Origin of the sequence: Streptomyces sp. AC550_RSS872, from assembly GCF_019049285.1 — a bacterium.
Classification (GTDB): Bacteria; Actinomycetota; Actinomycetes; order Streptomycetales; family Streptomycetaceae; genus Streptomyces.
Genome location: NZ_JAGMUL010000036.1, coordinates 28677 through 52655, shown reverse-complemented (window position 1 = coordinate 52655; position 23979 = coordinate 28677). Strand labels below are relative to the sequence as shown.

The 23979-nt window shown below is 70.8% G+C and carries 29 protein-coding genes, 1 tRNA gene and 1 pseudogene; 10 read left to right on the top strand and 21 right to left on the bottom strand.

All coding sequences use genetic code 11. The annotated features are described in order from the left end of the window. Nucleotides 1-125 precede the first annotated feature (125 nt). Nucleotides 126-911, top strand: a complete 786-nt coding sequence (locus KUM44_RS17165; RefSeq protein WP_217208759.1) for a TetR/AcrR family transcriptional regulator — start codon at nucleotides 126-128, stop codon at nucleotides 909-911. 171 nt (nucleotides 912-1082) lie between these two features. Here the strand turns inward: KUM44_RS17165 and KUM44_RS17160 are convergent, their stop codons facing one another. After that, nucleotides 1083-1553, bottom strand: coding sequence for a PPOX class F420-dependent oxidoreductase (locus KUM44_RS17160; protein ID WP_217208758.1), 471 nt, complete (start codon nucleotides 1551-1553; stop codon nucleotides 1083-1085). Nucleotides 1554-1974: 421 nt separating this feature from the next. Between KUM44_RS17160 and KUM44_RS17155 the strand changes: the two genes are divergently transcribed. Then, nucleotides 1975-2559 carry a hypothetical protein gene (locus KUM44_RS17155; protein WP_217208757.1) on the top strand — a complete coding sequence of 195 codons (585 nt, stop codon included), beginning with the start codon at nucleotides 1975-1977 and terminating at the stop codon, nucleotides 2557-2559. Between the two features lie 30 nt (nucleotides 2560-2589). Here KUM44_RS17155 and KUM44_RS17150 read toward each other — a convergent pair whose 3' ends face one another. From KUM44_RS17150 to KUM44_RS17140, 3 genes are all read right to left on the bottom strand, one after another. Next, entirely contained in the window at nucleotides 2590-3432 is an 843-nt protein-coding gene (locus tag KUM44_RS17150; RefSeq protein ID WP_217208756.1) for a YceI family protein, read from the bottom strand. Nucleotides 3433-3541: 109 nt separating this feature from the next. Continuing rightward, nucleotides 3542-6076, bottom strand: a complete 2535-nt coding sequence (locus KUM44_RS17145; RefSeq protein WP_217208755.1) for an MFS transporter — start codon at nucleotides 6074-6076, stop codon at nucleotides 3542-3544. Between the two features lie 13 nt (nucleotides 6077-6089). Continuing rightward, nucleotides 6090-6554, bottom strand: a complete 465-nt coding sequence (locus KUM44_RS17140; protein WP_217208754.1) for a MarR family winged helix-turn-helix transcriptional regulator — start codon at nucleotides 6552-6554, stop codon at nucleotides 6090-6092. 206 nt (nucleotides 6555-6760) lie between these two features. On the opposite strand from KUM44_RS17140, the gene KUM44_RS17135 reads away from it, so the two are divergent. Next, complete coding sequence (locus KUM44_RS17135; RefSeq protein ID WP_217208753.1) at nucleotides 6761-6961, top strand: hypothetical protein; 201 nt, start codon at nucleotides 6761-6763, stop codon at nucleotides 6959-6961. Nucleotides 6962-6973: 12 nt separating this feature from the next. Here the strand turns inward: KUM44_RS17135 and KUM44_RS17130 are convergent, their stop codons facing one another. From KUM44_RS17130 to KUM44_RS17090, 9 genes are all read right to left on the bottom strand, one after another. Then, nucleotides 6974-7744 carry a hypothetical protein gene (locus KUM44_RS17130; protein ID WP_254389639.1) on the bottom strand — a complete coding sequence of 257 codons (771 nt, stop codon included), beginning with the start codon at nucleotides 7742-7744 and terminating at the stop codon, nucleotides 6974-6976. A 73-nt stretch (nucleotides 7745-7817) separates the two neighbouring features. Next, nucleotides 7818-8705, bottom strand: coding sequence for an RNA polymerase sigma factor SigF (locus KUM44_RS17125; RefSeq protein WP_217208751.1), 888 nt, complete (start codon nucleotides 8703-8705; stop codon nucleotides 7818-7820). 268 nt (nucleotides 8706-8973) lie between these two features. Continuing rightward, entirely contained in the window at nucleotides 8974-9837 is an 864-nt protein-coding gene (locus KUM44_RS17120) for an RNA polymerase sigma factor SigF (protein WP_217208750.1), read from the bottom strand. 165 nt (nucleotides 9838-10002) lie between these two features. Continuing rightward, entirely contained in the window at nucleotides 10003-10296 is a 294-nt protein-coding gene (locus KUM44_RS17115; protein WP_217208749.1) for a Dabb family protein, read from the bottom strand. Nucleotides 10297-10330: 34 nt separating this feature from the next. Further along, nucleotides 10331-10510: a hypothetical protein gene (locus KUM44_RS17110; protein ID WP_217208748.1), complete on the bottom strand. Its 180-nt coding sequence runs from the start codon at nucleotides 10508-10510 to the stop codon at nucleotides 10331-10333. 85 nt (nucleotides 10511-10595) lie between these two features. Continuing rightward, a tRNA-Ser gene (locus KUM44_RS17105) sits at nucleotides 10596-10680 on the bottom strand. A gap of 84 nt (nucleotides 10681-10764) precedes the next feature. After that, complete coding sequence (tadA, locus tag KUM44_RS17100) at nucleotides 10765-11196, bottom strand: tRNA adenosine(34) deaminase TadA (protein WP_254389644.1); 432 nt, start codon at nucleotides 11194-11196, stop codon at nucleotides 10765-10767. A gap of 65 nt (nucleotides 11197-11261) precedes the next feature. Beyond that, nucleotides 11262-11789 (bottom strand): hypothetical protein, encoded by a 528-nt coding sequence (locus KUM44_RS17095; RefSeq protein WP_217208775.1) that lies wholly within the window; start codon nucleotides 11787-11789, stop codon nucleotides 11262-11264. A gap of 314 nt (nucleotides 11790-12103) precedes the next feature. Further along, entirely contained in the window at nucleotides 12104-12289 is a 186-nt protein-coding gene (locus KUM44_RS17090; protein WP_217208746.1) for a hypothetical protein, read from the bottom strand. A gap of 148 nt (nucleotides 12290-12437) precedes the next feature. Between KUM44_RS17090 and upp the strand changes: the two genes are divergently transcribed. Continuing rightward, nucleotides 12438-13073, top strand: a complete 636-nt coding sequence (gene upp, locus KUM44_RS17085; RefSeq protein WP_217208745.1) for a uracil phosphoribosyltransferase — start codon at nucleotides 12438-12440, stop codon at nucleotides 13071-13073. Nucleotides 13074-13107: 34 nt separating this feature from the next. On the opposite strand, the gene KUM44_RS17080 is transcribed toward upp, so the two are convergent. Both KUM44_RS17080 and KUM44_RS17075 read right to left on the bottom strand, forming a co-directional pair. Next, complete coding sequence (locus KUM44_RS17080; protein ID WP_217208774.1) at nucleotides 13108-13728, bottom strand: LytR C-terminal domain-containing protein; 621 nt, start codon at nucleotides 13726-13728, stop codon at nucleotides 13108-13110. Nucleotides 13729-13939: 211 nt separating this feature from the next. After that, nucleotides 13940-14236: a type II toxin-antitoxin system VapB family antitoxin gene (locus tag KUM44_RS17075; RefSeq protein ID WP_003999914.1), complete on the bottom strand. Its 297-nt coding sequence runs from the start codon at nucleotides 14234-14236 to the stop codon at nucleotides 13940-13942. 301 nt (nucleotides 14237-14537) lie between these two features. On the opposite strand from KUM44_RS17075, the pseudogene KUM44_RS45430 reads away from it, so the two are divergent. Next, a pseudogene (locus KUM44_RS45430) lies at nucleotides 14538-14803 on the top strand (ATP-binding protein); the annotation flags it as partial. A gap of 33 nt (nucleotides 14804-14836) precedes the next feature. On the opposite strand, the gene KUM44_RS46795 reads toward KUM44_RS45430, so the two are convergent. The 5 genes from KUM44_RS46795 to KUM44_RS17055 form a co-directional block, all read right to left on the bottom strand. Further along, nucleotides 14837-14962, bottom strand: a complete 126-nt coding sequence (locus tag KUM44_RS46795) for a hypothetical protein (protein WP_302186013.1) — start codon at nucleotides 14960-14962, stop codon at nucleotides 14837-14839. Between the two features lie 52 nt (nucleotides 14963-15014). Further along, a complete protein-coding gene (locus KUM44_RS17070) occupies nucleotides 15015-15473 on the bottom strand; it encodes a hypothetical protein (RefSeq protein ID WP_217208744.1) in 459 nt (152 codons plus the stop codon). Nucleotides 15474-15595: 122 nt separating this feature from the next. Beyond that, entirely contained in the window at nucleotides 15596-16276 is a 681-nt protein-coding gene (locus tag KUM44_RS17065; protein ID WP_217208743.1) for an HdeD family acid-resistance protein, read from the bottom strand. 99 nt (nucleotides 16277-16375) lie between these two features. After that, complete coding sequence (locus KUM44_RS17060) at nucleotides 16376-16993, bottom strand: HhH-GPD-type base excision DNA repair protein (RefSeq protein WP_217208742.1); 618 nt, start codon at nucleotides 16991-16993, stop codon at nucleotides 16376-16378. 333 nt (nucleotides 16994-17326) lie between these two features. Next, on the bottom strand, nucleotides 17327-18046 hold the full coding sequence (locus tag KUM44_RS17055) for a siderophore-interacting protein (RefSeq protein WP_217208741.1): 720 nt from the start codon (nucleotides 18044-18046) through the stop codon (nucleotides 17327-17329). A 77-nt stretch (nucleotides 18047-18123) separates the two neighbouring features. On the opposite strand from KUM44_RS17055, the gene KUM44_RS17050 reads away from it, so the two are divergent. The 4 genes from KUM44_RS17050 to KUM44_RS17035 all read left to right on the top strand — a co-directional run bounded on the left by KUM44_RS17050 (nucleotide 18124) and on the right by KUM44_RS17035 (nucleotide 22313). After that, a complete protein-coding gene (locus KUM44_RS17050; protein WP_217208740.1) occupies nucleotides 18124-20316 on the top strand; it encodes a penicillin acylase family protein in 2193 nt (730 codons plus the stop codon). Nucleotides 20317-20476: 160 nt separating this feature from the next. Beyond that, complete coding sequence (locus tag KUM44_RS17045; protein ID WP_217208773.1) at nucleotides 20477-21073, top strand: GNAT family N-acetyltransferase; 597 nt, start codon at nucleotides 20477-20479, stop codon at nucleotides 21071-21073. Next, nucleotides 21070-21543 (top strand): cupin domain-containing protein, encoded by a 474-nt coding sequence (locus tag KUM44_RS17040; protein WP_217208739.1) that lies wholly within the window; start codon nucleotides 21070-21072, stop codon nucleotides 21541-21543. The genes KUM44_RS17045 and KUM44_RS17040 overlap by 4 nt, the downstream gene beginning before the upstream one ends. Then, on the top strand, nucleotides 21540-22313 hold the full coding sequence (locus KUM44_RS17035) for an SDR family NAD(P)-dependent oxidoreductase (protein WP_217208738.1): 774 nt from the start codon (nucleotides 21540-21542) through the stop codon (nucleotides 22311-22313). Before KUM44_RS17040 ends, KUM44_RS17035 begins: the two co-directional genes overlap by 4 nt. A 38-nt stretch (nucleotides 22314-22351) precedes the next feature. Here the strand turns inward: KUM44_RS17035 and KUM44_RS17030 are convergent, their stop codons facing one another. After that, complete coding sequence (locus tag KUM44_RS17030; RefSeq protein ID WP_217208737.1) at nucleotides 22352-23290, bottom strand: hypothetical protein; 939 nt, start codon at nucleotides 23288-23290, stop codon at nucleotides 22352-22354. A gap of 285 nt (nucleotides 23291-23575) precedes the next feature. On the opposite strand from KUM44_RS17030, the gene KUM44_RS17025 reads away from it, so the two are divergent. Continuing rightward, complete coding sequence (locus tag KUM44_RS17025) at nucleotides 23576-23974, top strand: hypothetical protein (protein WP_217208736.1); 399 nt, start codon at nucleotides 23576-23578, stop codon at nucleotides 23972-23974. Nucleotides 23975-23979: the final 5 nt, after the last annotated feature.

Genomic DNA, 23979 nt, shown 5'->3' with positions numbered 1-23979 from the left:
CTGCGGGGCGTGTGTGGTTGATCGCGCCCACGCGGCGGAACCGCATATCGATACAGCCCCCGTGCCCCTTGAGGGCGTTGCCGCATAGCATCTTGATCAGTCAGCGGAGTCTAGGAAGGTGCGCCATGGCTAGGGCAGGTCGGGAGGCCGCGCGGGCCAGCGTCTGGCTGGAGGGCAAGGAGCGGCGCGGGGGGCGCGGGGGCAGCCAGCCCTCCGGGCTCGACCGGGAGCGGATCACCGAGGTGACCATGCGACTGCTGGACACGGACGGGCTGGCCAAGTTCTCCATGCGGCGGCTGGCCGCCGAGCTGAACGTCACCGCGATGTCCGTGTACTGGTACGTCGACACCAAGGACGACCTCCTCGAACTCGCCCTCGACGCCGCCTTCGGCGAACTGACGCTGCCCGACCCGGAGACGGACGAGGACTGGCAGGACCAACTGCGCGCGCTGGCCCGCGGATACCGCGACCTGCTGGTCCGCCACCCGTGGCTGTCGCCGCTGATCGGCACCTACGTCAACATCGGCCCGAACAGCCTCGCGTTCTCCCGCCTCGTCCAGCGCGTCATCCGCAGGACGGGCCTGCCCGCGCACGGCCTGGTGGCCGCCATCTCCGCCGTCTTCCAGTTCGTCTACGGCTTCGGCACGATGGAGGGCCACTTCATCACCCGCAGCGCCGCCTTCGGCATGACCCCGGACACCTACTTCCAGCACGCCATGAGCGCGGTGACCCAGGCCCCGGACACCGCCGACATCGTCCAGGACTCCGCGGAGCTCATGGCGGCCCGGGGCGGCAACACGGTCGAGGAGATGTGGGAGAGGGACTTCGAGTTCGCCCTGGACCTGTTGGTCGCGGGCATCGAGGCGATGGTGGCGCGAAGCGGCCCGTCAGAGGCGCGGGGCTCTGCCTGATCTGCGGCTCCGCCGCGTGGGCGCGACCAGCCACAACGAACCCGCAGTCGCCGGACGGCCCGCACCCGCCGAGTTCCCGGGCCCCTTTCTTTCTGCGTTCCTCGCACTGCTTCGCAGGCTTCGGAGCGCTGCGCCGGACGCCGTCCGTCGAGTGGTGTCGGGCGGCGGTGACTAGCCCTCGGACACCAGCCGTGCCGGGAAGCCGCCAGTGGCTACCGGGCCCCACTTCTGCGGCGTGACACGGATGATCGACTTCCCCTGCTTCACCATCGCCGCCCGGTATTCGTCCCAGTCCGGATGCTCCCCCGAGATGTTCCGGAAGTACTCCACGAGCGGCTCCACGGACTCCGGCGAGTCGATCACTTCGGCGGAGCCGTCGATCTGCACCCACGGCCCGTCCCAGTCGTCGCTGAGGACCAGGACACTCACCCGGGGATCCCGCTTGGCGTTCCGTGTCTTGGCCCGTTCGGGGTACGTGGAGACCACGATCCGCCCCGAGTCGTCGACCCCGCAGGTGAGCGGCGAGGCCTGCGGGCTGCCGTCGGCCCGCCGGGTCAGCAGCAGGGCGCGATGACGAGGCCGTACGAAGTCGAGCAGCTCTTCGAGTGATACGCGGGTGTTGGTCGCGATGTTCGGTGCCATACCGCCAGCCTAGGGGCAGGCGGCCCGCTCAGCCTGCCCTTGCCGTGCCTACGCCTGTGGGACACGATCCGCGCCCTACGTACCTCGACACCCTGGGCAGAGAGGTCGGCGATGAGCCGCAGCCACGGCCGGCGTTCCGGGTCGCTCTCGGCGGGGCCGTTGCGGACGCCGTTCTACCAGGCGGTGAATCGACGGTCGGAGCGCATGTACCCCTCGAGCATCTCCGGATGGACGGCGGAACGGCCGGTGAGATCGCTACGGCTGCGTCCCCTCCGGCAGCACCGCCCGGCACTGGTCGGCGAACACACGAGCAAGGTGCCGGGCATTCTGGGATCACGGAGCGCAAGTACGCCTACCGTATCCGTAGTTGAAGGCGACCAGCCGCACCGCACGCGGCCGCCCGACAATCTGCGGAGGAGCCATGGGGTGGACGACCGAGCAGTTCCACAAGACCCACGAGGGCAGGGCGGCGGCAGTGCTGGCCGACGGCAGCGAGCCGAAGCCGATGCTCTTCGACAGTGGCAGCGGCGCCAACTTCCATGAGACGAGCGACTGGTGGGTGTATGACGGCGAGTCCCGCGCGCCGTTGGCGACGGACCTGCGAGGCGCCTGCTCGTGCGGATGGCGCGGCACCACCCTGCATCCCATCGACTGGAGCCGGGTGGAGAGGGATCACGTGTACGTTCATGTCCCCGACAGCCCGGGCCCGCACAGGGACTGGGCCGAGCACATCCGCGAGGTGGAGGCTCGGGCGGTGCCCCTTCCCGAGGACCTGGCCGACTTGTTGGAGCGGTTGGACGAACGGCTGAGTACGCTCGCCGATGACGCGCCGGTGGCCGCCTTGAAGGCCGTAGCCCGGTTGGAGCGCATCACCCTGCGTATCAGTCGGGAAGCCACGTACAACGTGGACACCGACGAGGTGTCCTGGGACACGATCGGGACAGCCCTCGGAACGAGCGCGGATGAGGCCCGCTCGCGCCTCTTCGGTTACAGCCGCCGACGCTGACCAGGTCCCAAAGAGTCATCACCGGCCACGTCACGCCTGCGGCAGCGATTCCCCCTGCACCGCCTGGACGTCCAGTTCCACCTTCAGCGTCGTCCCGATAGCCGCGATACCCGCCTGAACCACCTGGTTGTACGACATGGCGAAGTCATCCCTATGCAGCTCGGCCGTCGCCCGGAACGCCGCCCGGGTCCCGCCCCACGGGTCGGCGCCCGTACCGAGGTAGGCGAGGTCCAGGTCCACGGGCCGTACGACACCGTGCATGCCCAGTTCGCCGTGGACCGTCCAGCGGTCGGAACCCGTGGCCGCCGTGACCCCCGTCGAGCGGTAGGTGATCTCGGGGTACCGCTCGATGTCCAGGAAGTCCGGCGACTTCAGATGCCCGTCGCGCATGTCGTTGCCCGTGTCGATCGAGTCGGCCCGGATCACCGCCTCCACGCGGGACTTGGTGACGTCGTCCGGCGCGATCTCGATGGCGCCGGAGAAGTGCGTGAAACGGCCCCGCACGCTGGAGATCCCCAGGTGCTGGGCGACGGCGGCCACGCTGGAGTGTGCAGGGTCGATGGTCCACGGTCCGGGCGGCGGCAGTTCGGTGCCGCCCTGCCGGGCCAGCGTCACCGTGCCGACCTCGGCCCGTCCGCTCGCCGTGACGATCGCGCTCGCGGCGGCCGGCGCGTAGCCGACGGCGGTGACGATGACGGTGTACGCCCCCGGGGCCAGGGGGTTCACATCCCGTACGGCCCCTTCCGCGTCCGCCTCCGCCCGCAGCACCTGCGTGCCGGTCATGTCGGTCACCGTGACGACCGCGTGCGACACGGCCCATCCGTCCCGGGTGCGGATCCTCGCGGTCAGTCCCGTCAGCCCCGTCAGTCCCATCCCGTCCAACTCCCTGCAAAGACATACAAATTGGCCATAAAGAACCGGCCCGTGGCGGGCGGGCACACCTCCGCTCAGAGCGTGCCGCCCACCACGGGCCGGGGTCCCGCTACTCGCCGGGGTGGGCGAGTTCGATGTCGTGGTCGTCGGTGCCGCGGCCGGTCACCGTCAGCGCCGTCGCCACCGGCGGGTAGCCCGTCGCGATGACCGTGTACTCGCCGCCGTCCAGGTCGGTGAAGGCATACGCCCCGTCCGCCCCGGTCGTCGCCGTGCCGACCACGTTGCCCGCCGCGTCGACCAGAGTGACCCGGGCGTCGGCCAGCGGGCCGTGCGGTGCCCGTACGACGCCCTGGACCTGGGCGCCCGCCTCCAGGTCGACCTCGATCCGGGTGACCCCGGTGCCACCGATCTCGACGGGCAGGGCGCGGGGTCGGAACCCGGCGGCGTTCACCGCGACGGTCACGACGCCCGGCACCAGCTCGGCGAAGCCGAACTCGCCCTGCTCCCCGGTGGCGGCGGTGGCCAGCAGATCGCCGCGCACGTCGGTGACGATCACCATCGCGTCCTTGACGGGCAGTGCGCTCCCCGCGGCCCGGACCACACCGCTCAGGCCGCTGGTGCCGCTGAGCAGGATGTCGTACGCCACCGCCTCGTCACCGTTCACGACGATCGTGGAGGCCTGCGGCTGGAAGCCGTCGGCGGAGGCGATCAGGACGTACGATCCGGCGCCCGGCGCGTCGACCGCGTACGAACCGTCGGCCTGCGCCACAGACCGGCCGAGCTGCCGTCCGGCCAGCGAGATCAGCGTGACGGCCGCCTGCGGCACGGGTGCGCTCTCGGCGCCCCGGACGAAGCCGCGGACCGGGACGCCGCCGCCGGACGAACCGGTGCTCGCCTCGGGGCGGGCCACCGTGGCCACGGCCGCGAGCTTCTGAGTGCCCTCCGTCGAGGTCTCGGTGTCGGAGGCGGCGGTGGCCCAGCTGGGGACCCGCTCCTGCGCGGCGGCAGGTGCGGCGGCCGGCGCAGCGGCCTCGGCGGGCTCCGGCGTCCCGGGCTCACTGCCCTCGGCGGCCTGGGCCAGGGCTCCCTTCGTCTTCAACGGGACCTCCTTGATGAACAGGGCGAACAGGAGGGCGAGGAAGGCGATCGGCGCGGCGTACAGGAAGACGTCCGCGACGCCGTGGCCGTACGCGCTCTCGATGACCGTGCGGACGGGGGCGGGCAGTGCGTCGAGGTCGGGGATCTCCCCGTGGCCCGACGAGCCCTGCACGCCGAGCTTGGTCAGGCCCTCCTCGGCGTAGTGGGTGATGCGGTGGCTGAGGACCGCGCCGAGCGCCGAGACGCCCATGGCACCGCCGAGGGAGCGGAAGAAGTTCACGACCGAGCTGGCGGCGCCCAGGTCGCTCGGGTCCACCTGGTTCTGTGTGGCGAGGACCAGGTTCTGCATCATCATGCCGACGCCGAGGCCCAGCAGGGCCATGAAGATCGCGACGTGCCAGTACTCGGTGTCGTGGCGGATCGTGCCGAGGAGTCCGAGGCCCGCCGTCACCAGGACACCGCCGGCCAGCAGCCAGGCCTTCCAGCGGCCGGTGCGGGTGATGACCTGGCCGGAGACGGTCGAGGAGACGAACAGGCCGACGATCATCGGGATGGTCAGCACGCCGGACATGGTCGGCGACTCGCCCCGGGCCAGCTGGAAGTACTGGCTGAAGAAGATCGTGCCCGCGAACATCGCGATGCCGACGAACAGCGAGGCCAGCGAGGCCAGCGTGATGGTGCGGTTGCGGAACAGGCGCAGCGGGACGATCGGCTCGCTCGCCCTGGACTCGACGAAGATGAAGATCAGCAGCAGCGCGAGCGCGCCACCGGTCATCGCGTACGTCTGCCCGGACAGCCAGTCGTACTTGTCACCGGCGAAGGTCACCCAGACCAGCAGCAGGCAGACGGCGGCGGTGATGAAGAAGGCGCCCGCCCAGTCGACCTTGACCTTCCGGCGCACGACCGGGAGGTGCAGGGTGCGCTGGAGCACGATCAGGGCGACGACGGCGAAGGGCACGCCGACGTAGAAGCACCAGCGCCAGCCGAGCCAGTCGGTGTCGGTGATGACGCCGCCGATCAGCGGGCCGCCGACCATCGCGGTGGCGAAGGTGGCGCCGAGGTAGCCGTTGTAGCGGCCGCGCTCACGCGGGGAGATCATCGCGGCCAGGATGATCTGGGCCAGCGAGGACAGACCGCCCATGCCGATGCCCTGCACCGCGCGGAACGCGATGAGCATCCCGGCGTTCTGCGACAGACCGGCCAGCGCGGAGCCGGCCACGAAGATGACCAGGGCCAGCTGTATGAGCAGCTTCTTGGAGAACAGGTCGGCGAGCTTGCCCCACAGCGGGGTGGACGCGGTCATCGCCAGCAGCGACGCGGTGACCACCCAGGTGTAGGCGCTCTGGCCGCCGCCGAGGTCCTTGATGATGTCGGGCAGGGCGTTGGAGACGATCGTCGACGACAGGATCGCGACGAACATGCCGAGCAGCAGCCCGGTCAGCGCTTCCATGATCTGCCGGTGCGACATCGGAGCGCCGTCGGCGTGGGCGCCGCCCCCTGAGTGCTTGGCGTGGGCCCGCACACCGGCTGGTGTGGTCGTTGCCATGGGCTTCCTTCTCTTACTGGGTGATCGCGGGTGTCGCGGGTGTACGGGGGGTCTGTTCGTCGAAGCACGACCTCAGCCGCGCCATGAGCCGGGTGAGCTGGGCCACCTCGTCGTCGGTCCAGTCGCTCAGGCGTTGGGCGAGCATCTCGGTGGTGCACCGGGACAGCCGGTCCACCTGTGCCACGCCCGCGGGCGTGAGACGCAGGATGCGCGAGCGCTTGTCCGCCGGGTCGGGGGACCGCTCGATCCAGCCCCGCTCGACCACGTGCGCGACATGCCGGCTGGTGACCGACATGTCCACGGCCAGCAGCTCGGCGAGCTTGCTCATGCGCATGTGCCCGTGGCGGCTCAGCAAGGTCAGTACGGCGGCGGAACCGGCGGGGCAGTCGGACGGCAGCGTCCGTCCCATCTCCCGCTTCACGGCGCCGAAGGCGCTGAACTGACGGACCAGCTCCTCGTACTGCGCCTGCTCGGCCATCACACCTCCGCCATTTGTTGCTTAGGGCAACCATAGAATCGATTGGTTGCTACAGGCAAACAACAGGGGAAGGGTGGGCCGCAAAAACTTGGCAAAGGCAAGTATTGCGACCGTAAATGTGCAGGTGGGGTGGGTCCTGTGACCCCCTGTGCAGGGCGGGAGCCCCCACTTGGGCCGAACGGGCGAATTCGCTAGGGTCTCAGCCCATGGCTAACACCCAGGGCCCCCAGGGCAACCACGACCCCGCAGGCAGCACCCAGATGTTCCGCGCGTTCGTCGACGAGGGCCCGCAGGGCGGTCGTCAGCAGCAGGCCGCCGCCTCCTCCGGTCCCCGCATCGGCCTGATCCTCGGCGTCGTCGTCGCCGTGGCGGTCGTCGCCGCGGTGGCGTGGCTGGCGTTCAAGTAGGCCGTACGGCTGCTACTCCCACCGGACGGTGACGTCCCGCGTCTCGATGTGCATGCCGAGCGGCACGTGCCAGGCGTCGACGCACACCGTCCAGGTCTGCTCCTTGCGCTTCCCGGCCCCGATCGGCGCCGGGAGCTTCCGCGTGGACTCGACCGTCGCCCAGTCGATGCCGAGCGCGCCGATGACGTGCGTGCCGAAGGTGACGGTGCCGGAACGCACGGCTGTGCCGCCCGAGTTGTGGAAGTCGAGGGTGACCTTCTCGCACCAGCGCTGGTCCGTGGGCTCCCGTACGGGGTCGCTCACGGTCAGCTTCGCCGGCGAGGCGGGTGCCGACGGGGCCGAGGGGCCTGAGGAGCCCGAGGAGGCCGAGGGTGTCGAGGAGCCCGAGGGTGTCGAGGAGGCCGGGGGCTCGGGTGAGCTTCCCGGCTGTGCGGCCGCATCGGGTGCGGTCGCTGCGGAGCCGGGGCCGCCCGGAGACCCGGCCGGGCGCTGACCTCCGCCGGGTGCGGCCGGGGGTGCCGACTTCTGACTTCCCTGCCGCTCCGGGGTGTTGCTCGAACCACCGCCGGTGAGACCGTCGCTCTCCGGTTCGTCCAGCGGCACCAGCGTCACCTCGCCCGTCGGCGCGGCGGCCGTGACGGACATCCTCGGCGGACCGCCCGCCGCGCCTGTCGCGACGTACCCGTCACCGCTCCCGCCGCCACCGCACGCGGCCAGTACCCCGCCCAGGCAGACGACGGCCGTCGACGCGCCGAGCAGGGCGCACCGACGGCCAGGGGTCATGGTCGTCCATATCCGGCGAAGCATCCGGCCATGGTGGCTGACGCTCCGTCAAATATGAAGGGAGCGGGAGGGGTCAGTCGGAGATGAGGCCCTCGCGCAGCTGCGCCAAGGTCCGGGTCAGCAGCCGGGAGACGTGCATCTGGGAGATGCCGACCTCCTCGCCGATCTGCGACTGGGTCATGTTGGCGAAGAAGCGGAGCATGATGATCCGCCGTTCGCGGGGCGGGAGTTTGGCCAGCAGTGGCTTGAGGGATTCGCGGTACTCGACGCCCTCGAGCGCGGTGTCCTCGTAGCCGAGCCGGTCGGCCAGGGAGCCCTCGCCGCCGTCGTCCTCCGGGGCCGGGGAGTCCAGCGAGGAGGCGGTGTACGCGTTGCCGACCGCGAGGCCGTCGACGACGTCCTCCTCGGACACGCCCAGCACGGCGGCGAGTTCGGTGACGGTCGGGGAGCGGTCCAGCTTCTGGGAGAGCTCGTCGCTGGCCTTGGTGAGGGCCAGGCGCAGCTCCTGAAGCCGGCGCGGGACGCGCACCGACCAGGAGGTGTCGCGGAAGAACCGCTTGATCTCGCCGACCACCGTCGGCATCGCGAACGTCGGGAACTCCACGCCGCGTTCGCAGTCGAAGCGGTCGATCGCCTTGATCAGGCCGATGGTGCCGACCTGGACGATGTCCTCCATGGGCTCGTTGCGCGAGCGGAAGCGGGCCGCCGCGTAGCGCACGAGCGGGAGGTTGAGCTCGATCAGGGTGTCCCGGACGTACGCGCGCTCGGGGCTGTTCTCGTCCAGGGCGGCGAGCCGCAGGAACAGGGAGCGGGACAGGGTGCGGGTGTCGATCGAATCCGACGTCGGAAGGGCCGGGGCCGGCACGGCCTCCAGAGCCGTGACGTCGTCGAGAACGGCGTCGGGCGCGGATTCGCTCTTTGTGAGCGTGAGCACCTTCGAGCTGCCCTGGTCTGCGGACATGCCACCCCCTTTGGGTCGCGGGACGGTCGTGGCGAACGCTCCGATCGAGGAACGCCAGCCTTCACCTGAATACCGGAGCCGGAGCCACGGCAAACGCGCTTCCCGAAGAATGTCACATGTCGGCAACACGCTGTAGTGACATGTCGACATGTGAGACTCGAATCGGCCCTGGATAAAGGGGGTCTGACGGTCTTTCGGCCCAGAACTGTCGGGATCGGCCCTGGTGAGCGATTCGCTCGGGACGGTGACCGGTCGCTCCTGTTTCCGGTTACGCGTCGATCCGGTTCGCCGAACGCAGCCGCTGGAAGCTACGCGCGAGTAGCCTCGAAACGTGCATCTGGGATACCCCGAGTTCCGCACTGATTTGCGACTGGGTGAGGTTGCTGTAGTAGCGCAGAAGCAGGATTCTCTGCTCCCGTTCGGGGAGTTGCACCAGCAGATGCCGGACGAGGTCCCGATGCTCCACGCCGTCCAGTGCGGGGTCCTCGTAGCCGAGCCGGTCCAGCAGCCCGGGCAGCCCGTCGCCCTCCTGCGCCGCCTCCAGCGAGGTGGCGTGATACGACCGTCCGGCCTCGATGCAGGACAGCACCTCGTCCTCGGTGATGCGCAGTCGCTCGGCGATCTCGGAGGTGGTAGGGGTGCGCCCGAAGGCGGTGGTCAGGTCCTCGGTCGCGCTGTTGACCTGGACCCACAGCTCGTGCAGCCGGCGCGGTACGTGCACCGTGCGGACGTTGTCCCGGAAGTACCGCTTGATCTCGCCGACGACGGTAGGCATCGCGAACGTCGGGAACTGCACGCCCCGGTCCGGGTCGAAGCGGTCGATGGCGTTGATGAGCCCGATGGTGCCGACCTGGATCACGTCCTCCATGGGCTCGTTGCGGGAGCGGAAACGGGCGGCCGCGTATCGCACGAGCGGGAGGTTGGCTTCGATGAGCGCCCCGCGCACGCGGTTGTGCTCCGGCGTGCCCGGCTTCAACTCCTTGAGCTCCCCGAAGAGCACCTGGGTGAGGGCCCGGGTGTCCGCGCCCCGGCTGCGGGGCGGCGGGGACGCGGGAATGTCCTCCTGGGGTGAGTGGGTCGGGGCTTGAGGCGCAGTACTGGCCGGCACGGTCAACTCCACCTCGTGATCCATCAACTCATCCGTCAAAAGCGGTCATAGCATCACAAGACAGTTCATTGTGTTCAAGTACCGCATAATCCCGTGTTGGGAATGGATCGGTGCGTAAGACACGCGAAAGCCCCCCGCCGTTCCGGCGGAGGGCTCTGGGGGGTTCCGGGCGGACCGGGGCGCCGGGCCTCAGAATTCGTAGTCGGCGATCACCCAGGTGGCGAACTCCCGCCACAGCGTGACGCCCGCCTGGTGCTCGGGGTGCTCCGCGTACGCGCGCAGAGCGGCCGTGTCCTCGAAGGCGGAGTTGATCGCGAAGTCGTAGGCGATGGGGCGGTCGCTGATGTTCCAGCCGAGCTCCCAGTGCCGGAGCTCGGGGATCTTGCCCTCCAGCGACCGAAAGGCCTCGACGCCCTCCACGACCCGCGGGTCGTCGCGCTCGACGCCCTCGTTGAGCTTGAAGAGGACCAGGTGGCGGATCATGCGTACTCCCGGAAGATGCGGCCCTCGACAGGCCCTAGCTGTCGCCTCCGTTGGCGATCCACGTCATGAAGTCGCCGATGGCCTTGGCGGCGTCCGATATGCCCTCGAACCCTATCTGGACGTAGTCGGCCGCCTTGGCCGGGTCCGTGATGATCACGTAGAACACGAAGGCCACGACGACGTAGACGGCGACCTTCTTCGAATTCACCGCCACGGCGGCCTCCCCTGTCACTTTTGTCCCAACGACCGCACATGATCGCACGAAGGGCCCCGTCTTTCGACGGGGCCCTTCGGGAGAGCGGTAGCGGAGGGATTTGAACCCTCGGTGACTTGCGCCACACTCGCTTTCGAGGCGAGCTCCTTCGGCCGCTCGGACACGCTACCGAGGGAGACCTTACAGCACGCCGGGCCGTGCTCAGAAATCGGTATTCGCCGAGCTCGTACGACCGAGCCCGGAGGGACCCCGGGTCACCGGTCGCGGAAGAACTCGGTGAGAATCCGGGCGCAGTCCGCGGCGAGCACACCCTCGATCACCTCAGGCCGGTGGTTGAGCCGTCGGTCGCGTACGACGTCCCAGAGGGAGCCCGCCGCTCCGGCCTTCTCGTCCCGGGCGCCGTACACCACCCGGTCCACCCGGGACTGCACGAGCGCGCCGGCGCACATGGTGCAGGGCTCCAGCGTGACGACGAGCGTGCAGCCGGAGAGCCGCCATTCCCCGACCTCTGCCGCAGCCCGCCGGATGGCCAGCACCTCGGCGTGCGCGGTCGGATCGCCGGTCGCCTCACGCTCGTTGTGGCCGACGCCGAGCACGGTCGTGCCGTCGGCGGACAGCACGACGGCGCCGACGGGGACGTCCCCGCCCCGGACGGCCAGTTCGGCCTGGTCCAGGGCGAGCCGCATCGCGGCCCGCCAGCGGTCGCGTACGGGGTCGGGCACCTCGGGCGCCGGCCCCTGGTCGGACGAGGTCAGCGGACGGTCTCCAGCACCTCCGAGGCGCCCAGCGCCTCGGCGATGGCGCCGAGCGCGTCGTCGGCGTCCAGGGCCTTCAGCTCCTTCTCGCTGACGCCGAGATCGTCGAGGATCTCGGTATCGCCGACGGGGCTGTGCGGAACGGCTTCCGCGGAGCCGCCGTCCTCGTCGTCGGAGTCGCCGTCGGGCTCCTCCGTGCCGTCGAGGTCCAGGGAGTCCAGGTCGGCGCTGTCGTCGCCGGGCTCCCTTCCGAGCAGCTCGTCGGTGAGCAGGATCTCCCCGTAGCTGCTGCGGGCAGCGGCGGCGGCGTCCGAGACGTAGATGCGAGGGTCTTCCTCGCCATCGATCCGGACGACCCCGAACCAGGCGTCCTCCTGCTCGATGAGCACGAGCACCGTGTCGTCCTCGGGCGAGGCTTCACGGGCCAGGTCGGCCAGGTCCGACAGGGTCTCCACATCGTCGAGCTCTGTGTCGCTCGCTTCCCACCCGTCTTCGGTGCGCGCGAGCAGTGCGGCGAAGTACACCGTGACTCTCCCACTGGTCATAGGCGTGCCGGTTGGGGGTCCCCCCGGCGGAGGTTGGGGGCGGGGAGAGCTGTGCTCCGAGCCCACCCACTCGGAATCGTGGCAGAAACAAGCCGTCCAGGGGACGTCTTCGGCTCCCTGTGTCCGGCAGTTTTGATCGCGTCGGCCCGAGGGGGTCCGCGAGCACGTCCGTGAAGGACTCACCAGCACACTCGTTGCCGCCACGTGCGGATCGTACGCGGCTTTTCCGGCTGTCCACGCACGCCCACCGCGCAGGCGCCCCAGAAGGGCGCGGATCTTTCCCGGACCTCGCCCTACCAGCGGAACGTGCGCATGCGCAGGGCGTGGCGCAGGCGGGCAGCCTTGGCGCGGCGCGGCTGTACGCGGTCCCGCAGGGCGCGGGCCTCGGCGAGTTCCCGCAGGAACTGGGCGCGGCGCCGGCGACGCACGGCGTCCGCCTCCTCCTGCGCGGCGTCCGCTGGGGACTCACGATCAGGCATAGGCACACCACCCCCGGTATGTCCCTCCCGGTCCCTCCCACTTTCCCTCTGACGGGCGGTTTGATGCCAGCGCAAGGGTGATGTCATGGCCTTTGGCTTGCCGCGCGTGCGGACGCCGGGCCCACCCGGCCCGGTTACTGTTGTGGACATGCGTCTCCACGTCGTCGACCACCCTCTGGTCGCCCACAAGCTCACCACGCTGCGCGACCGGCGCACCGACTCCGCGACCTTCCGTCGGCTGGCCGACGAGCTGGTCACACTGCTGGCCTACGAGGCCACGCGGGACGTGCGCACCGAAGCGGTCGACATCACGACCCCGGTCACCGGCACCACCGGCGTCAAGCTCTCCCACCCGCGCCCGCTGGTGGTGCCGATCCTGCGGGCCGGCCTCGGCATGCTGGACGGCATGGTCCGGCTGCTGCCGACCGCCGAGGTGGGCTTCCTGGGCATGATCCGCAACGAGGAGACGCTCCAGGCCTCCACGTACGCCTCGCGCATGCCGGAGGACCTCTCGGGGCGTCAGGTGTACGTCCTGGACCCGATGCTCGCCACGGGCGGCACGCTGGTCGCGGCGATCCAGGAGCTCATCAAGAGGGGCGCGGACGATGTGACGGCCGTGGTGCTTCTCGCCGCGCCCGAGGGTGTCGAGCTGATGGAGCGGGAGCTGGCGGGGACGCCGGTGACGGTGGTGACGGCCGCGGTGGATGACCACCTGAACGAGCACGGGTACATCGTGCCGGGGCTGGGGGACGCGGGGGATCGTCTTTACGGGGCTGCCGAGTAGGGCGGCGTCGTTCGCCTTGCCTTAGCGGGGCGTTTCAGCAGGCCTTCTTGTCAGTGGGCGTCGGCTGAGGCTTGGCCAGGGCGGCCAGGGCCTTGTCGGCGTCCGGCTTCTTCGTCAGCTCTTTGAACTTGTCGCCGATGATCAGGTCGACGGTCGCGTCCTTGCGGGCGGCGTCGGTGCGGCGCTCTGCCGTCGTGAGCTGGGTGGCGAGGACCGGCAGCGAGGTGTTCAGGGACGCGGCCGGGCCCAGCAGGAGACCGGTGCCCTTGACCTTCTTGTCGAACTCCTTGGCCGCGTTGCCCACGTCACCGATCTTGAAGCCGCGCTTCTTCAGCTCGTCCGCGGTCTGCTTGGCCAGGCCGCTGCGGGTCGTGGCGTTGAAGACGTTGACGGTGACCTTGCCCGGCTTGGGCAGCGCGGCGGGGGCGGTGGCCGTGGCCGAGGGGGTCGCCCCGGTCCGGCAGTCGGCCTTCGGACCGGCCGCCGAGGCCTCTCCGCCGCCGCCGGTGAAGACATCGATGAGTTGCAGCGTCCCCCAGCCGATCATGCCGACCGCGGCGGCGGAGGCGACGGTGGCGACGACGAGCCTGCCGCGGCGCCGGGGACGGCGCATCCGCGGGTACTTGTCCCCCTTGATCCGGTACTGGCCGCCCATGCCCGGGGGAGTCAGCATGCTCATGGGCGCAGCGTAGTGCGCGCGAGCGGCAATGCCTACTAGATGATCATTCGAGGTCGCGCGGTCCAACCCGAAAGGGGCAACTGCCGACGTCCTGGCGCCCGGCCGGGTCAGCCGGGGTCAGCAGTCCGGGGGCAGTAGTCCGGGGTCAGCAGTGCGGGGTCAGCAGTGCGGGGTCAGCAGTGCGGGGTCAGTCCAGTTCCAGGACGCGCGCGTGCAGCACCTGGCGCTGCTGGAGCGCCGCCCGCACCGCGCGGTGGAGGCCGTCCTCCAGGTACAGGTCGCCCTGCCACTTCACGACGTGCGCGAAGAGGTCGCCGTAGAACGTCGAGTCCTCGGCCAGCAGTGTTTCCAGATCGAGCTGACCCTTGGTCGTCACGAGCTGATCGAGGCGGACCGGGCGCGGCGCGACGTCCGCCCACTGCCGGGTGCTTTCCCGGCCGTGGTCGGGGTACGGCCGGCCGTTTCCGATGCGCTTGAAGATCACACGGAAAGCCTACCGGTCAAGACCTTCCGGGCGCAGCCATGACGACGGAGTGCGACGCTGGAAAAGAGGTGGCAAAACGGGATGGATCGGCAAAGCCGGAGGAAGTGGTGGCCGGATCGGTGGTGCGGGCCGTGTGGATCTCGCCCCCGCCGCCCCTACCCGTCCCGTCCCTGGGGGCTGCGCCCCCAGCCCCCCGCTGTCGGCCCTTCGGGCCTCGTCCTCGAACGCCGGACGGGCTGAATCGGCCTCGCCGGCGTTTGAGGAGCGAGGTCTGGGGCGGAGCCCCAGAAGGATGGGCGAGGAGGCGGGCGCGCTGGAGCGTGCGGTGACCTCGTCCGCGCTGTACGGGCGGTATGCACAGGCTGTGGACAGGGAGTCGGCGTACGAGAGGCTGGACCGGACGAGATCCGCGAGGCGCCCAGGGGAAGGGAGCGGCAGGAGCGGCCCTCCGTCGTGGAACAGGTCGTCGGGAGCGGCATGTTCAAGTCCCTGGCTCGTTCGACCGGTACGCAGATCGGGCGCGAGATCACCCGGTCGGCCCTCGGTACGGCGCGGCGGAGGCGGTGACCCGGAGAAGACCCGCCTCCGCCGCGCCCGCGTTCAGCCGCGCTCCCGTCCCTTCGGAGGATGCTGCGGCTTCTCCTTCTTCGACTGCGGCTTCGGTGCGTTGCGTACGGCTTCCGCTCGCAGCAGGGCGCGCAGGACCGCGTAGTGGTCGGTGGGCATGGTTGTGCTCCCGCTTCTTGTGTCGTACTGACTGACCGCGTGACGGGGGCGGTCAGCAGCGCAGGACCACGGTGCGCAGGAGGTGCGCGAGGCGGGGGAGATGGGGGAGGTACGACGGCCGTGGCGGCGCGGGGCGGGGCGGGCACGGCCGTGCGTCGCGTGCCGGTCGCGGCAGCGGACCGGGGCCCGGCCGTCCCCGGCGGGCCGCGCTGCGCCGGTCGGGGCGGGTCGGCGGCCGCAGGACCGTGTCGAGGACGTCGTGCTCGGCGAGTTCACCGGAAGGACCGGAAGGACCGGAAGGACCGGAAGGACTGGAAGGACCAGAAGAGCCAGAAGAGCCAGAAGAGCCAGAAGCACCGGAGGGCCCGGATGAGACGCCGGTCGCGGTGGGCAGGGCGGTGGCGTGTGCCTGGGCGTGGGCGCCCGGTACCAGGACGGCGAGCAGCAGCACGAGGACCCGCAGCCAGGCGCGGCTGCGCGAGCGGCGTCGTGCGGTACTCGCGGTACTCACGGAAGGTCATCTCCCCGGTGGCCGTACGGGGCTCATCCCGTCCGGGGGAAGAACCGCCCGCTCGGCGTACCGGTTCGCGGCGCGTATCGCAGTTCCTGTCACCGTCCGTGCCACCGTCCGTGTCACAGTTCGCGCGGGACCTGGCGGGCCCGCCCCCGGATGCGGAGCGCGAGGACGATCTCGACGAGGCCGACCGCGACCAGCCAGCATCCGCCGAGCACCATCAGCACGGTGACCGACTCGATCGGGGAGTCGATCAGCACGATCCCGCCGAGGACGGTGACGATCCCCAGGAACATCTGCCAGCCACGCGCCGGCATGGACTTGTCGGAGGCGGCGGCCAGCAGCTGGGTGATGCCGCGGATGAGCCAGCCGATGCCGATCCACAGGGCGAGCAGCAGGACCGACTGCATCGGGCGGCGGAAGCAGAACAGACCGAGGACGACCGACAGGATGCCGCTGATGAACGCCAGCACCCGCAGCGAGGTCGTCCGGTGCGTGCCGAAGGCCGCGATCAGCTGGAAGACGCCGCTGATCAGGAGGTAGAGGCCGAAGAGGACACCGGAGACGAAGAGCGGGGCGCCCGGCCAGACCAGGACCAGGACACCCAGGACCAGCGAGCAGACGCCGGTGCCGAGAACGACCTGCCAGGCGGCGCGGGAGAGGGCGTGCAGGGGGCCTTCGAGCGGCGGCTCGGGTTCATGGGCGACCGTGCCGGTCCCCGGCCCGGGCGCGTGTCCGGCATGGACGCGCCGGTCGTCGTAGTCCCGACCCCACGGGGAGCCGGTCGGTGACTCGGTCATGATCCATGCTGAGAACGACCCGGCCCACCTCGCCATCGGGGACGGGCCACTCGAATGACAGCACGGGCGGCGGGGCTACGGCCGCGAAGGCCTCCGTATCTACTTCCCCGCGCTCTTCCCCGCGCTCTTCGCCGTCCCCTTCGCGGCCTTGGCCGCCGCCTTCATCTCCTGCTTGTGCGCCCGCACCTTGGCCAGTGACTCGGGGCCGGTGATGTCGGCGACGGAGCGGAAGGACTTCGTCTCGCCGTAGGCGCCGGCGGCCTCCTGCCAGCCCTGGGGGCGGACGCCCAGCTGCTTGCCCAGCAGGGCGAGGAAGATCTGGGCCTTCTGCTTGCCGAAGCCGGGCAGGTCCTCCAGCCGGCGCAGCAGTTCGCGGCCGTCGTCGACGCCCTTCCAGACGAGTTCGGCGTCACCGTCGTAGTGCTCGACGATGTACTGGCACAGCTGCTGGATCCGCTTGGCCATGGACCCGGGGTAGCGGTGCACGGCCGGCTTCTCCGAGAGCAGGGAGGAGAAGGCGTCCGGGTCCTGCGCGGCGATGTCGTGCGCGTCCAGGTCGTCCGCGCCGAGCCGGTCCGCGATCGTGCGCGGCCCCTTGAACGCCCACTCCATCGGCACCTGCTGGTCCAGCAGCATGCCGACCAGCGCGGCGAGCGGGCTGCGGCCGAGAAGCGCGTCGGCCTCGGCGTCCTGGGCGAGGTGAAGGGTGACGTCCATGCCCCCGATCATGCCCCCTCGGCCCATGCCCCGCAGCCGTGGGTCGGGCTCCGCGCCGTGGGCTGGGCTCCGTGCCGTGGGCTGGGCTACGCGCCGTGGGTCGGGCTCCGTGCCGTGGGCTGGGCTACGCGCCGTGGGTCGGGCTACGCGCCGTGGGCTGGGCTACGCGCAGTGGGTCGGGCTACGCGCAGTGGGTGGGCTCCGTGCCGTGGGTCGGGATCCGTGCTGTGGGCTGGGCTCCGTGCCGTGGGCTGGGCTCCGTGCAGTGGGTCGGGCTACGCGCAGTGGGTCGGGTACGCGCCGGAGGGTTGGGCTCCGCAGTCCTGGGCCCGGTCAGGCGCGCCAGTACCCCTGCGCGTTCACCCGCTGCTTCGGCAGGCCCAGCTCCTTGCTGACGTACGACGTCAGGGCCCGGGTCGTCGCCGTGTCGCAGGCGATCCAGACGTACGGGTCCGGGGTGCCCCTGAGGAGGTCGGGCAGGGCCTCCTTGACCTGGGAGACCAAGTGGGCGCCGGCGTCGCGCCTCGGCAGCGTCCGTACGTCGTGGCGGGACCCGGCCGTGCGGAAGGGCAGGCCGTCGCGCTCGCCCTCGAACCACACGGTGGCCGGGGCCGAGGCCAGGGTGGCGAGCAGGGAGTTGAGGGCAGGCAGGGAGGCGGTGTCGGCGACGGCGAAGACGTGGGAGGGGGCCGGGTCGGGGTCGGTGAAGCCCGTGCCGTGGATGGTCGCCTCGATCGTGTCGCCGGGCTTCGCGGTACGCGCCCAGTCGCTGGCGACCCCCTCGTGCAGGGCGAACTCCAGGCTGAAGGTGCCGGCCGCAGGGTCCGGGTCGACCAGGGTGTAGGCGCGCTGGTGGGGTTTGCCCGCGTTGTCGAACCACAGCCGGACCCACATGGTGGGGTGGACGCCGGTCGCCGCCAGCATGCCGCCGTCCGTGAGGTGGACCCGGCGGTAGTGCTCGGTGACGTCCTCGGCCCCCGTCACCGTGAAGACGAAGTCCTTCGCGCGCAGCAGCTTCAGGACCGCGCCCTCCCAGCCGTGCCCCTGCACCATGGCTTCTTCACCCTTCAAGTACCATTCCCGCACCAATGACTTAGGCAAGGCTAACCTAAAGCAAGGGAGGGGCACAGGTGACCGGCGAGATCTTCCGCGATGCCTGGGGCATTCCGCATCTTCGTGCGACCGGGGCGAGAGAACTCGCCCGCGTACAGGGCCGCGTCACCGCCCTCGACCGGGCCTGGCAGCTGGAGGTGGAGCGGCACCGGTCCCAGGGCACGTCCGCGTCCTTCCTCGGGGCCGAGGCCCTGCCCTGGGACCGGTTCGTCAGACGGGCCCGCCTCGACGACACGGCGAGACGCTGCTTCGCCGAGCTGGAGGGGCGGGACCCTGAGACGGCGGAGTGGGTGCGGGCGTACGTCGACGGGGTCAACGAGGGCCTGGCCGAGGGCGCCCGCCGTACGCCGGAGTTCGCCCGGACCGGGCTCGCCCCCGGCAGTTGGGAGCCCTGGACCCCGCTCGGCGTCTGGCTCGGCATCCACATCCTGTTCGCCGGGTTCCCGGCCAAGCTCTGGCGTGAGCAGGTCGTCCGGCATCTCGGCGCCGACGCGGTCGCGCTGTTCGCCACCGACGGGCCGGGCACCTCCGGCAGCAACGGCTGGCTGGTGAGCGGCGAACGGACCGTCACCGGGCGCCCGATCATCGCCGGCGACCCGCACCGCTTCATCGAGGAACCCGGCGTCTACCAGCAGATCCATCTCTCCTGCCCCGAGTTCGACGTCATCGGCCTAGCCGTCCCCGGCATCCCCGGCATCGCCCACTTCGGCCACACCGGCACGGTCGCCTGGGGCATCACCAACGCCATGGCCGACTACCAGGACCTGTACCGGGAGCGGTTGCGGCGTACGGGAGCGGAGGTGGAGGCGCTGGGTCCGGACGGGATCTGGCGGCGCGCCGCGCGGCACACGGAGGTCGTGGAGGTCGCGGGGGAGGAGCCGGTCGAGGTCGAGGTGATCGAGACGGAGCGGGGGCCGGTGGTGATCGGGGGGCCGGAGGGGCTGGAGAGCGGGGTGGAGGAGGATCTGGAGAGCGGGGTGGCGGACGTGGAAGTGGGGGAAGTCAGTGCGACCGCCGGCGCGACGCTGCCGTCCCCCCTTCCCCAAACGCCGGACGGGCTGGATGCTCCGCTCGCCGTCAGTCTGCGCTACCCGCCCCGCGTCACCTCCGACCTCGGCTTCAGCGCCCTCCTCCCCCTCCTGCGTGCCCGCCGCGTCGCCGACGTCGACCGTGCCGTCGACCTCTGGGCCGAGCCCGTCAACGTCGTCCAGGCCGCCGACACCGAGGGCGGCCTGCTGCACCGTGTCGCCGGGAGGGTGCCGGTGCGGTCGGAGGCCAACCGGGTCCGGCTCGTGCCTGCCTGGGAGCCCGGCCACGACTGGCGGGGCCGGCACGAGACGTCCCGGGGCGGCCTCACCGACGGCATCGCCGCCATGGCCAACCAGCGTGGCCTCGCCGCACCCCTGGGGGTCGAGTTCGCCCCGCCGCACCGCGCCGACCGCATCACGGCCCTGCTGGGGGAGAAGGAGCGCTGGTCGGCCGCCGACATGCCGGCGATCCACATGGACACCCAACTGGCATCCGCGAAGCCCCTGTTGGACCTCCTTTCCGCGGTGGAGGGCCTCACCCCCGAGGCCGCCCGTATCCGGCAGAGCCTCCTGGCCTGGGACCGCCGCATGGACGCGAGCAGCGCACCCGCGGCCGTGTACGCGGCGGTGCGCGGAGCGGTCGTACGGCGACTCGCCGCGCACCCCGCCTTCGCCGCGCTGTCCGCCCCACCCGCCTACCCGGAGGTCCTCCTGCCTTGGCTGGCCCTGCTGCCCCGGGTCGGTTTCGCTCTGGAACACCTGCTGCGCGCCGAGGAGTTGTACGGCATCGACCGTGCCGGGATCGTCCGCGCGGCGGTCGAGGAGGTGGCGGCCCGGCCCACCGGAGCAGGGCCCGGCACCTGGGGCGACACCCACCGCCTCGCCCCCTGGCGGGCGCTCCCCGACCCGTCGTACGACGCCCCCGGCCTCTCCGGCGACCACGACTGCGTGCTGTGCACCTCGGCCGTCCCCGGCCTCAGCGACCTGAGCGCGCGCGGCCCCGCCGCCCGCTACGTCTGGGACCTGGCCGACCGCGAGGCGAGCCTCTGGGTGGTCCCCCTCGGCGCCTGCGGCATCCCGGGCTCGCCCCACCACCGTGACCAACTCCCCCTGTGGCTGGCGGGGGATCTGGTCCCGGTCGTCACCGATTTCACCAAGCTCCAGAAGGAATCCGATGTCTGAGCAGACCGAGCAGACCGAGCAGACCGAGCAGACCGTGCAGTCTGTGCAGGCCGAGCAGACCGTGCAGTCTGTGCAGGCCGAGCAGGCCGAGCAGGCCGAGCAGGCCGAGCAGGCCGAGCAGGCCGAGCAGGCCGAGCAGGCCAAGCAGACCGTGCAGACCATGCAGACCATGCAGACCGTGCACGAGCAGGACGTCGACGGCTTCGGCACCTTCCGTATCCGCCCCCTCGCCCCGCACGCCGACGCCGCGCTCGTCCACGGCTGGGTCAGCCAGGAGCGGGCCTCCTTCTGGGGCATGAACGGCCTGACCAGGGACCAGGTGGCCGGGATCTACGCGCACATGGACAAACTGGACACCCACCACGCCTTCATGGTCGTACGAGATGCCGAACCGGTGGCGCTTCTCCAGACATACGAGCCGGAGGCCGACCGGGTCAGCGAGTGTTACGACGTCCGCCCCGGCGACATCGGCATCCACCTGCTGCTCGCCCCCGCCGGTCCGCAGGGCGGCCGGCCGGGGTGGACCTCGGCGCTCGTGTCCGTCGCCGCGTCGTACGTGTTCCGCACACTGGGCCGGCAGCGGGTCGTGGTGGACCCCGACGTGCGCAACGAGAAGGCCATCGCCCGCTTCCTCAAGCAGGGCTTCACGGCGGGGCCGACGGTCGTGCTGCCGGAGGTCGACCTCCCCGACGTGTACATCCCGGAGAAGAAGGCCCAACTGGCCTTCCTCACTCGGGAGGTAGCCTTCCGGGCGTGACTCCCGAAGACCTCGTCGCGCACTTCGAACTTGAGCCGATCCCGCGCGAGGGCGGGCTGTTCCGGCGGATGTGGGCGGGCCCCGAGCTCGCCGACGGCCGGCCGCAGGGCTCGGCCATCGTCGTACTGCTCACCGCGGACGACTTCTCGGCGCTGCACCGCCTGCCGTCCGACGAGGTGTGGCACTTCTATCTGGGCGACCCGTTGGAACTGCTCCTCCTCGCCCCCGACGGCACGTCACGTACCGTCGTGCTCGGTCCCGGCATACTGCGCGGGCAGCACATCCAGTTCACCGTTCCCGCCGGAACCTGGATGGGGGCGCGGGTGGTGGCGGGCGGGTCCTGGACCTTCTTCGGCTGCACGATGGCCCCCGGCTTCACCTACGAGGGCTACGAGCACGGCGACCTGGCGGAACTGACGGCGCGCTATCCCTCCGAGGCCGCGCGTATCGCGGCACTGTGCCGTCCATGAGCGGACGCGGACTCCTCGAAGGACAGGTCGCCCTCGTCACGGGCGCGGGCGGCGGCATCGGGCGCGGGATCGCGACACGGTTCGCCGAGGAGGGCGCGGCGGTCGTGCTGCATTGCCGTACGGTGGTGGAGGCGGCGGACGAAGCGGCGCGGGGCGTCCGGGAGTCGGGTGGGCGGGCCGTCGTCCTGCGGGCCGATCTGACGGACGAGGACGCGTGCCGGCGGCTGGTCGGCGAGGCCGCCGAGTGGGGTGGGGGCAGGCTGACGGCGCTGGTCAACAACGCGGGGGTGCAGCCGACGCGGGAGCTTCCCGGGATGTCGGTGGCGCAGTGGCGGGCGGTCGTGGACACCAACCTGTCGAGCGTCTTCGCCTGTACGCAGGCCGCGGCCGAGGTCATGCGGGAGCAGAGCGGCGGCGGTTCGGTGACCCACATCGCCTCCATCGAGGCGAGCCGCCCCGCCCCGCTGCACGCCCACTACTCCGCGTCCAAGGCGGCGGTGGTGATGCACGCCCGGGCGGCCGCCCTGGAGTACGGCCCCTTCGGGATCCGCGTGAACACGGTCTCGCCCGGGCTGATTCACCGGAAAGGGCTGGAGGAGGCCTGGCCGGCGGGGGTGCGACGCTGGGAACGGGCGGCGCCGGCCGGGAGGTTGGGGCGGCCGGAGGACGTGGGGGACGCGTGCGTGTTCCTGGCGTCGGGGCTGGCGTCCTGGATCACGGGGCATGACCTGGTGGTGGACGGTGGGGTGTCGGCTCGGCCGACGTGGTGAGTGTGGTGTGGTTGGTGCCGAGGGCTGTGTCTCGGCACTCAGAGTCGGTGGTCGATCTTCTTTTCCCGCATCAGCTTCTCCAGCTCTGTGTCCGACAGCGGGTGCAGAGTGTCCAGGAGACGGCGTAGCCCGGATTCGTCAAGCCTCTGGCTTTTGACCTCGACCTCGACCTCGACCTTCGAGTTCCGGTGGCGGCGGGCAAGGGTGACCTCGCGGGTACCGCCGGGGAAGTCGCGGACCATGGCCATCTCACCGTGCGCGTCCACCGTGCAGGTCGCGCCCTTCTCCGCCGGCTCGGGGCATCGCGGTGCCAGTGTGGACGGCGAGCGCACCACGAGGCCCACGTAACCCAACTCGTACCCTTCCCGGACGGGGTGGTAGTCGACGACGAACGAGGCAGGGCCGACCCAGGCATGGGACACCTCCATGCCCGGCGGCGCATCGCCCATGTACAGCAGCTCCGGCTTCTCCCGATACCGCGCGATCTCTGCCTCGTGCTTACGCTGCTGCGCCTGCTCCGGGCCGACGAATCCCCCATACGCCACTCCGGCCGCCAGCACGGCCAACGCCCCCAGCCGCACCCACCGGCTCGGCACGAAGAACGCCGCGGCCACGGCGTACGGCGCCCCCGTCAGCGCGATCCGGGTACCGGCGCTTCCCAGGTCGACGTCCCCGCCGTAGGCAGCCACACCCGCCAGGACGCCGAGCGTGCCGAGGACGAAGACCAGTGCCGCCCAGCCGAGCCGCTGCCGTGCGGACCCGCACAGCGGCACCACGGTCTGCGCCGATATGCCCGTCATGGCCAGCAGGACCATCGTCAGCGGCACACCCAACGCGAAGACCGGCACCGTCGCACCGACCCCACCACCCCAGCTCGTCATCAGCAGCCCGAAACCGAGCGTCGGCACCGCGGCGGCCATCGTCGCCCAGACCAGGAAGAGATGCAGGGCTGTCAGAGCCTTTCTGCCACTCGTCATACGCGAAGCCTGTCGGCCGACGTCTCGACGCGCATGAGTGCTCGTACTCAGTAGGTGCTTTTCTTCCTCCGCCCTCACGATCACGGGCCTCTCTCCGAGGCCCGCGTCAGAAGGCTGTATCTCGCTTCCCTGTGGAAAAGCGCCTGTTCAAGGCGCGGCCGATGAGGTGAGAAGCGCATGCCACCCCCTGACATCTGTCAGGGACCTGCTCGTCCCACGCGTGCCTAGCATGACGAATCAGCTGGACACACCTGGTACCAGTCACCCGAGAGGACGTAGATCCCGATGACATTTCGACCCCGTCGCCCGGGCGTGCTCATCACCGCACTGGCCACCGCCGCCGCTGTGCTGGGCCTGGCGACGCCCGCTGACGCCGCAATCCACCGGTGCAGCGTCTCCGGGGACATGACGAACTGCACGACGGTGACCGGGATCGACCCGGGTTCCTGGCTACAGATGCGCACCGGTCCCGGATACGGGTACGCCAACGTTCCCCACGGGACGCTCCTCAACGGTGACGAGGTCGGCCTCGCCTGCTGGACGACCGGCGACGGAGCGGCTGACAACCCCAACTACCGCTACTGGATGCTCATCGACCTGGGGGTGCGGTCGGGCTACGTCAACGACTGGTACCTCAACACCGGCGACCCCAGCGTGTGGCAGCAGCAGATCCGACGCTGCTGACCGTC

What these genes read in the sequence shown, in the direction of transcription:
- KUM44_RS17115 (WP_217208749.1), bottom strand. Translation starts at nt 10,296, where the DNA reads ATGATCCGCCACCTGGTCCTCTTCAAGCTCAACGAGGGCGTCGAGCGC.
- KUM44_RS46795 (WP_302186013.1), bottom strand. Translation starts at nt 14,962, where the DNA reads ATGCCCACCGACCACTACGCGGTCCTGCGCGCCCTGCTGCGAGCGGAA.
- KUM44_RS17125 (WP_217208751.1), bottom strand. Translation starts at nt 8,705, where the DNA reads ATGTCCGCAGACCAGGGCAGCTCGAAGGTGCTCACGCTCACAAAGAGC.
- KUM44_RS17165 (WP_217208759.1), top strand. Translation starts at nt 126, where the DNA reads ATGGCTAGGGCAGGTCGGGAGGCCGCGCGGGCCAGCGTCTGGCTGGAG.
- KUM44_RS17025 (WP_217208736.1), top strand. Translation starts at nt 23,576, where the DNA reads ATGACATTTCGACCCCGTCGCCCGGGCGTGCTCATCACCGCACTGGCC.
- KUM44_RS17150 (WP_217208756.1), bottom strand. Translation starts at nt 3,432, where the DNA reads ATGGGACTGACGGGGCTGACGGGACTGACCGCGAGGATCCGCACCCGG.
- KUM44_RS17160 (WP_217208758.1), bottom strand. Translation starts at nt 1,553, where the DNA reads ATGGCACCGAACATCGCGACCAACACCCGCGTATCACTCGAAGAGCTG.
- KUM44_RS17045 (WP_217208773.1), top strand. Translation starts at nt 20,477, where the DNA reads ATGCAGACCATGCAGACCGTGCACGAGCAGGACGTCGACGGCTTCGGC.
- KUM44_RS17135 (WP_217208753.1), top strand. Translation starts at nt 6,761, where the DNA reads ATGGCTAACACCCAGGGCCCCCAGGGCAACCACGACCCCGCAGGCAGC.
- KUM44_RS17155 (WP_217208757.1), top strand. Translation starts at nt 1,975, where the DNA reads ATGGGGTGGACGACCGAGCAGTTCCACAAGACCCACGAGGGCAGGGCG.
- KUM44_RS17030 (WP_217208737.1), bottom strand. Translation starts at nt 23,290, where the DNA reads ATGACGAGTGGCAGAAAGGCTCTGACAGCCCTGCATCTCTTCCTGGTC.
- KUM44_RS17090 (WP_217208746.1), bottom strand. Translation starts at nt 12,289, where the DNA reads ATGCCTGATCGTGAGTCCCCAGCGGACGCCGCGCAGGAGGAGGCGGAC.
- KUM44_RS17140 (WP_217208754.1), bottom strand. Translation starts at nt 6,554, where the DNA reads ATGGCCGAGCAGGCGCAGTACGAGGAGCTGGTCCGTCAGTTCAGCGCC.
- tadA (WP_254389644.1), bottom strand. Translation starts at nt 11,196, where the DNA reads ATGCGGCTCGCCCTGGACCAGGCCGAACTGGCCGTCCGGGGCGGGGAC.
- KUM44_RS17145 (WP_217208755.1), bottom strand. Translation starts at nt 6,076, where the DNA reads ATGGCAACGACCACACCAGCCGGTGTGCGGGCCCACGCCAAGCACTCA.
- KUM44_RS17130 (WP_254389639.1), bottom strand. Translation starts at nt 7,744, where the DNA reads ATGACCCCTGGCCGTCGGTGCGCCCTGCTCGGCGCGTCGACGGCCGTC.
- KUM44_RS17035 (WP_217208738.1), top strand. Translation starts at nt 21,540, where the DNA reads ATGAGCGGACGCGGACTCCTCGAAGGACAGGTCGCCCTCGTCACGGGC.
- KUM44_RS17120 (WP_217208750.1), bottom strand. Translation starts at nt 9,837, where the DNA reads ATGGATCACGAGGTGGAGTTGACCGTGCCGGCCAGTACTGCGCCTCAA.
- KUM44_RS17065 (WP_217208743.1), bottom strand. Translation starts at nt 16,276, where the DNA reads ATGACCGAGTCACCGACCGGCTCCCCGTGGGGTCGGGACTACGACGAC.
- upp (WP_217208745.1), top strand. Translation starts at nt 12,438, where the DNA reads ATGCGTCTCCACGTCGTCGACCACCCTCTGGTCGCCCACAAGCTCACC.
- KUM44_RS17080 (WP_217208774.1), bottom strand. Translation starts at nt 13,728, where the DNA reads ATGGGCGGCCAGTACCGGATCAAGGGGGACAAGTACCCGCGGATGCGC.
- KUM44_RS17060 (WP_217208742.1), bottom strand. Translation starts at nt 16,993, where the DNA reads ATGGACGTCACCCTTCACCTCGCCCAGGACGCCGAGGCCGACGCGCTT.
- KUM44_RS17055 (WP_217208741.1), bottom strand. Translation starts at nt 18,046, where the DNA reads ATGGTGCAGGGGCACGGCTGGGAGGGCGCGGTCCTGAAGCTGCTGCGC.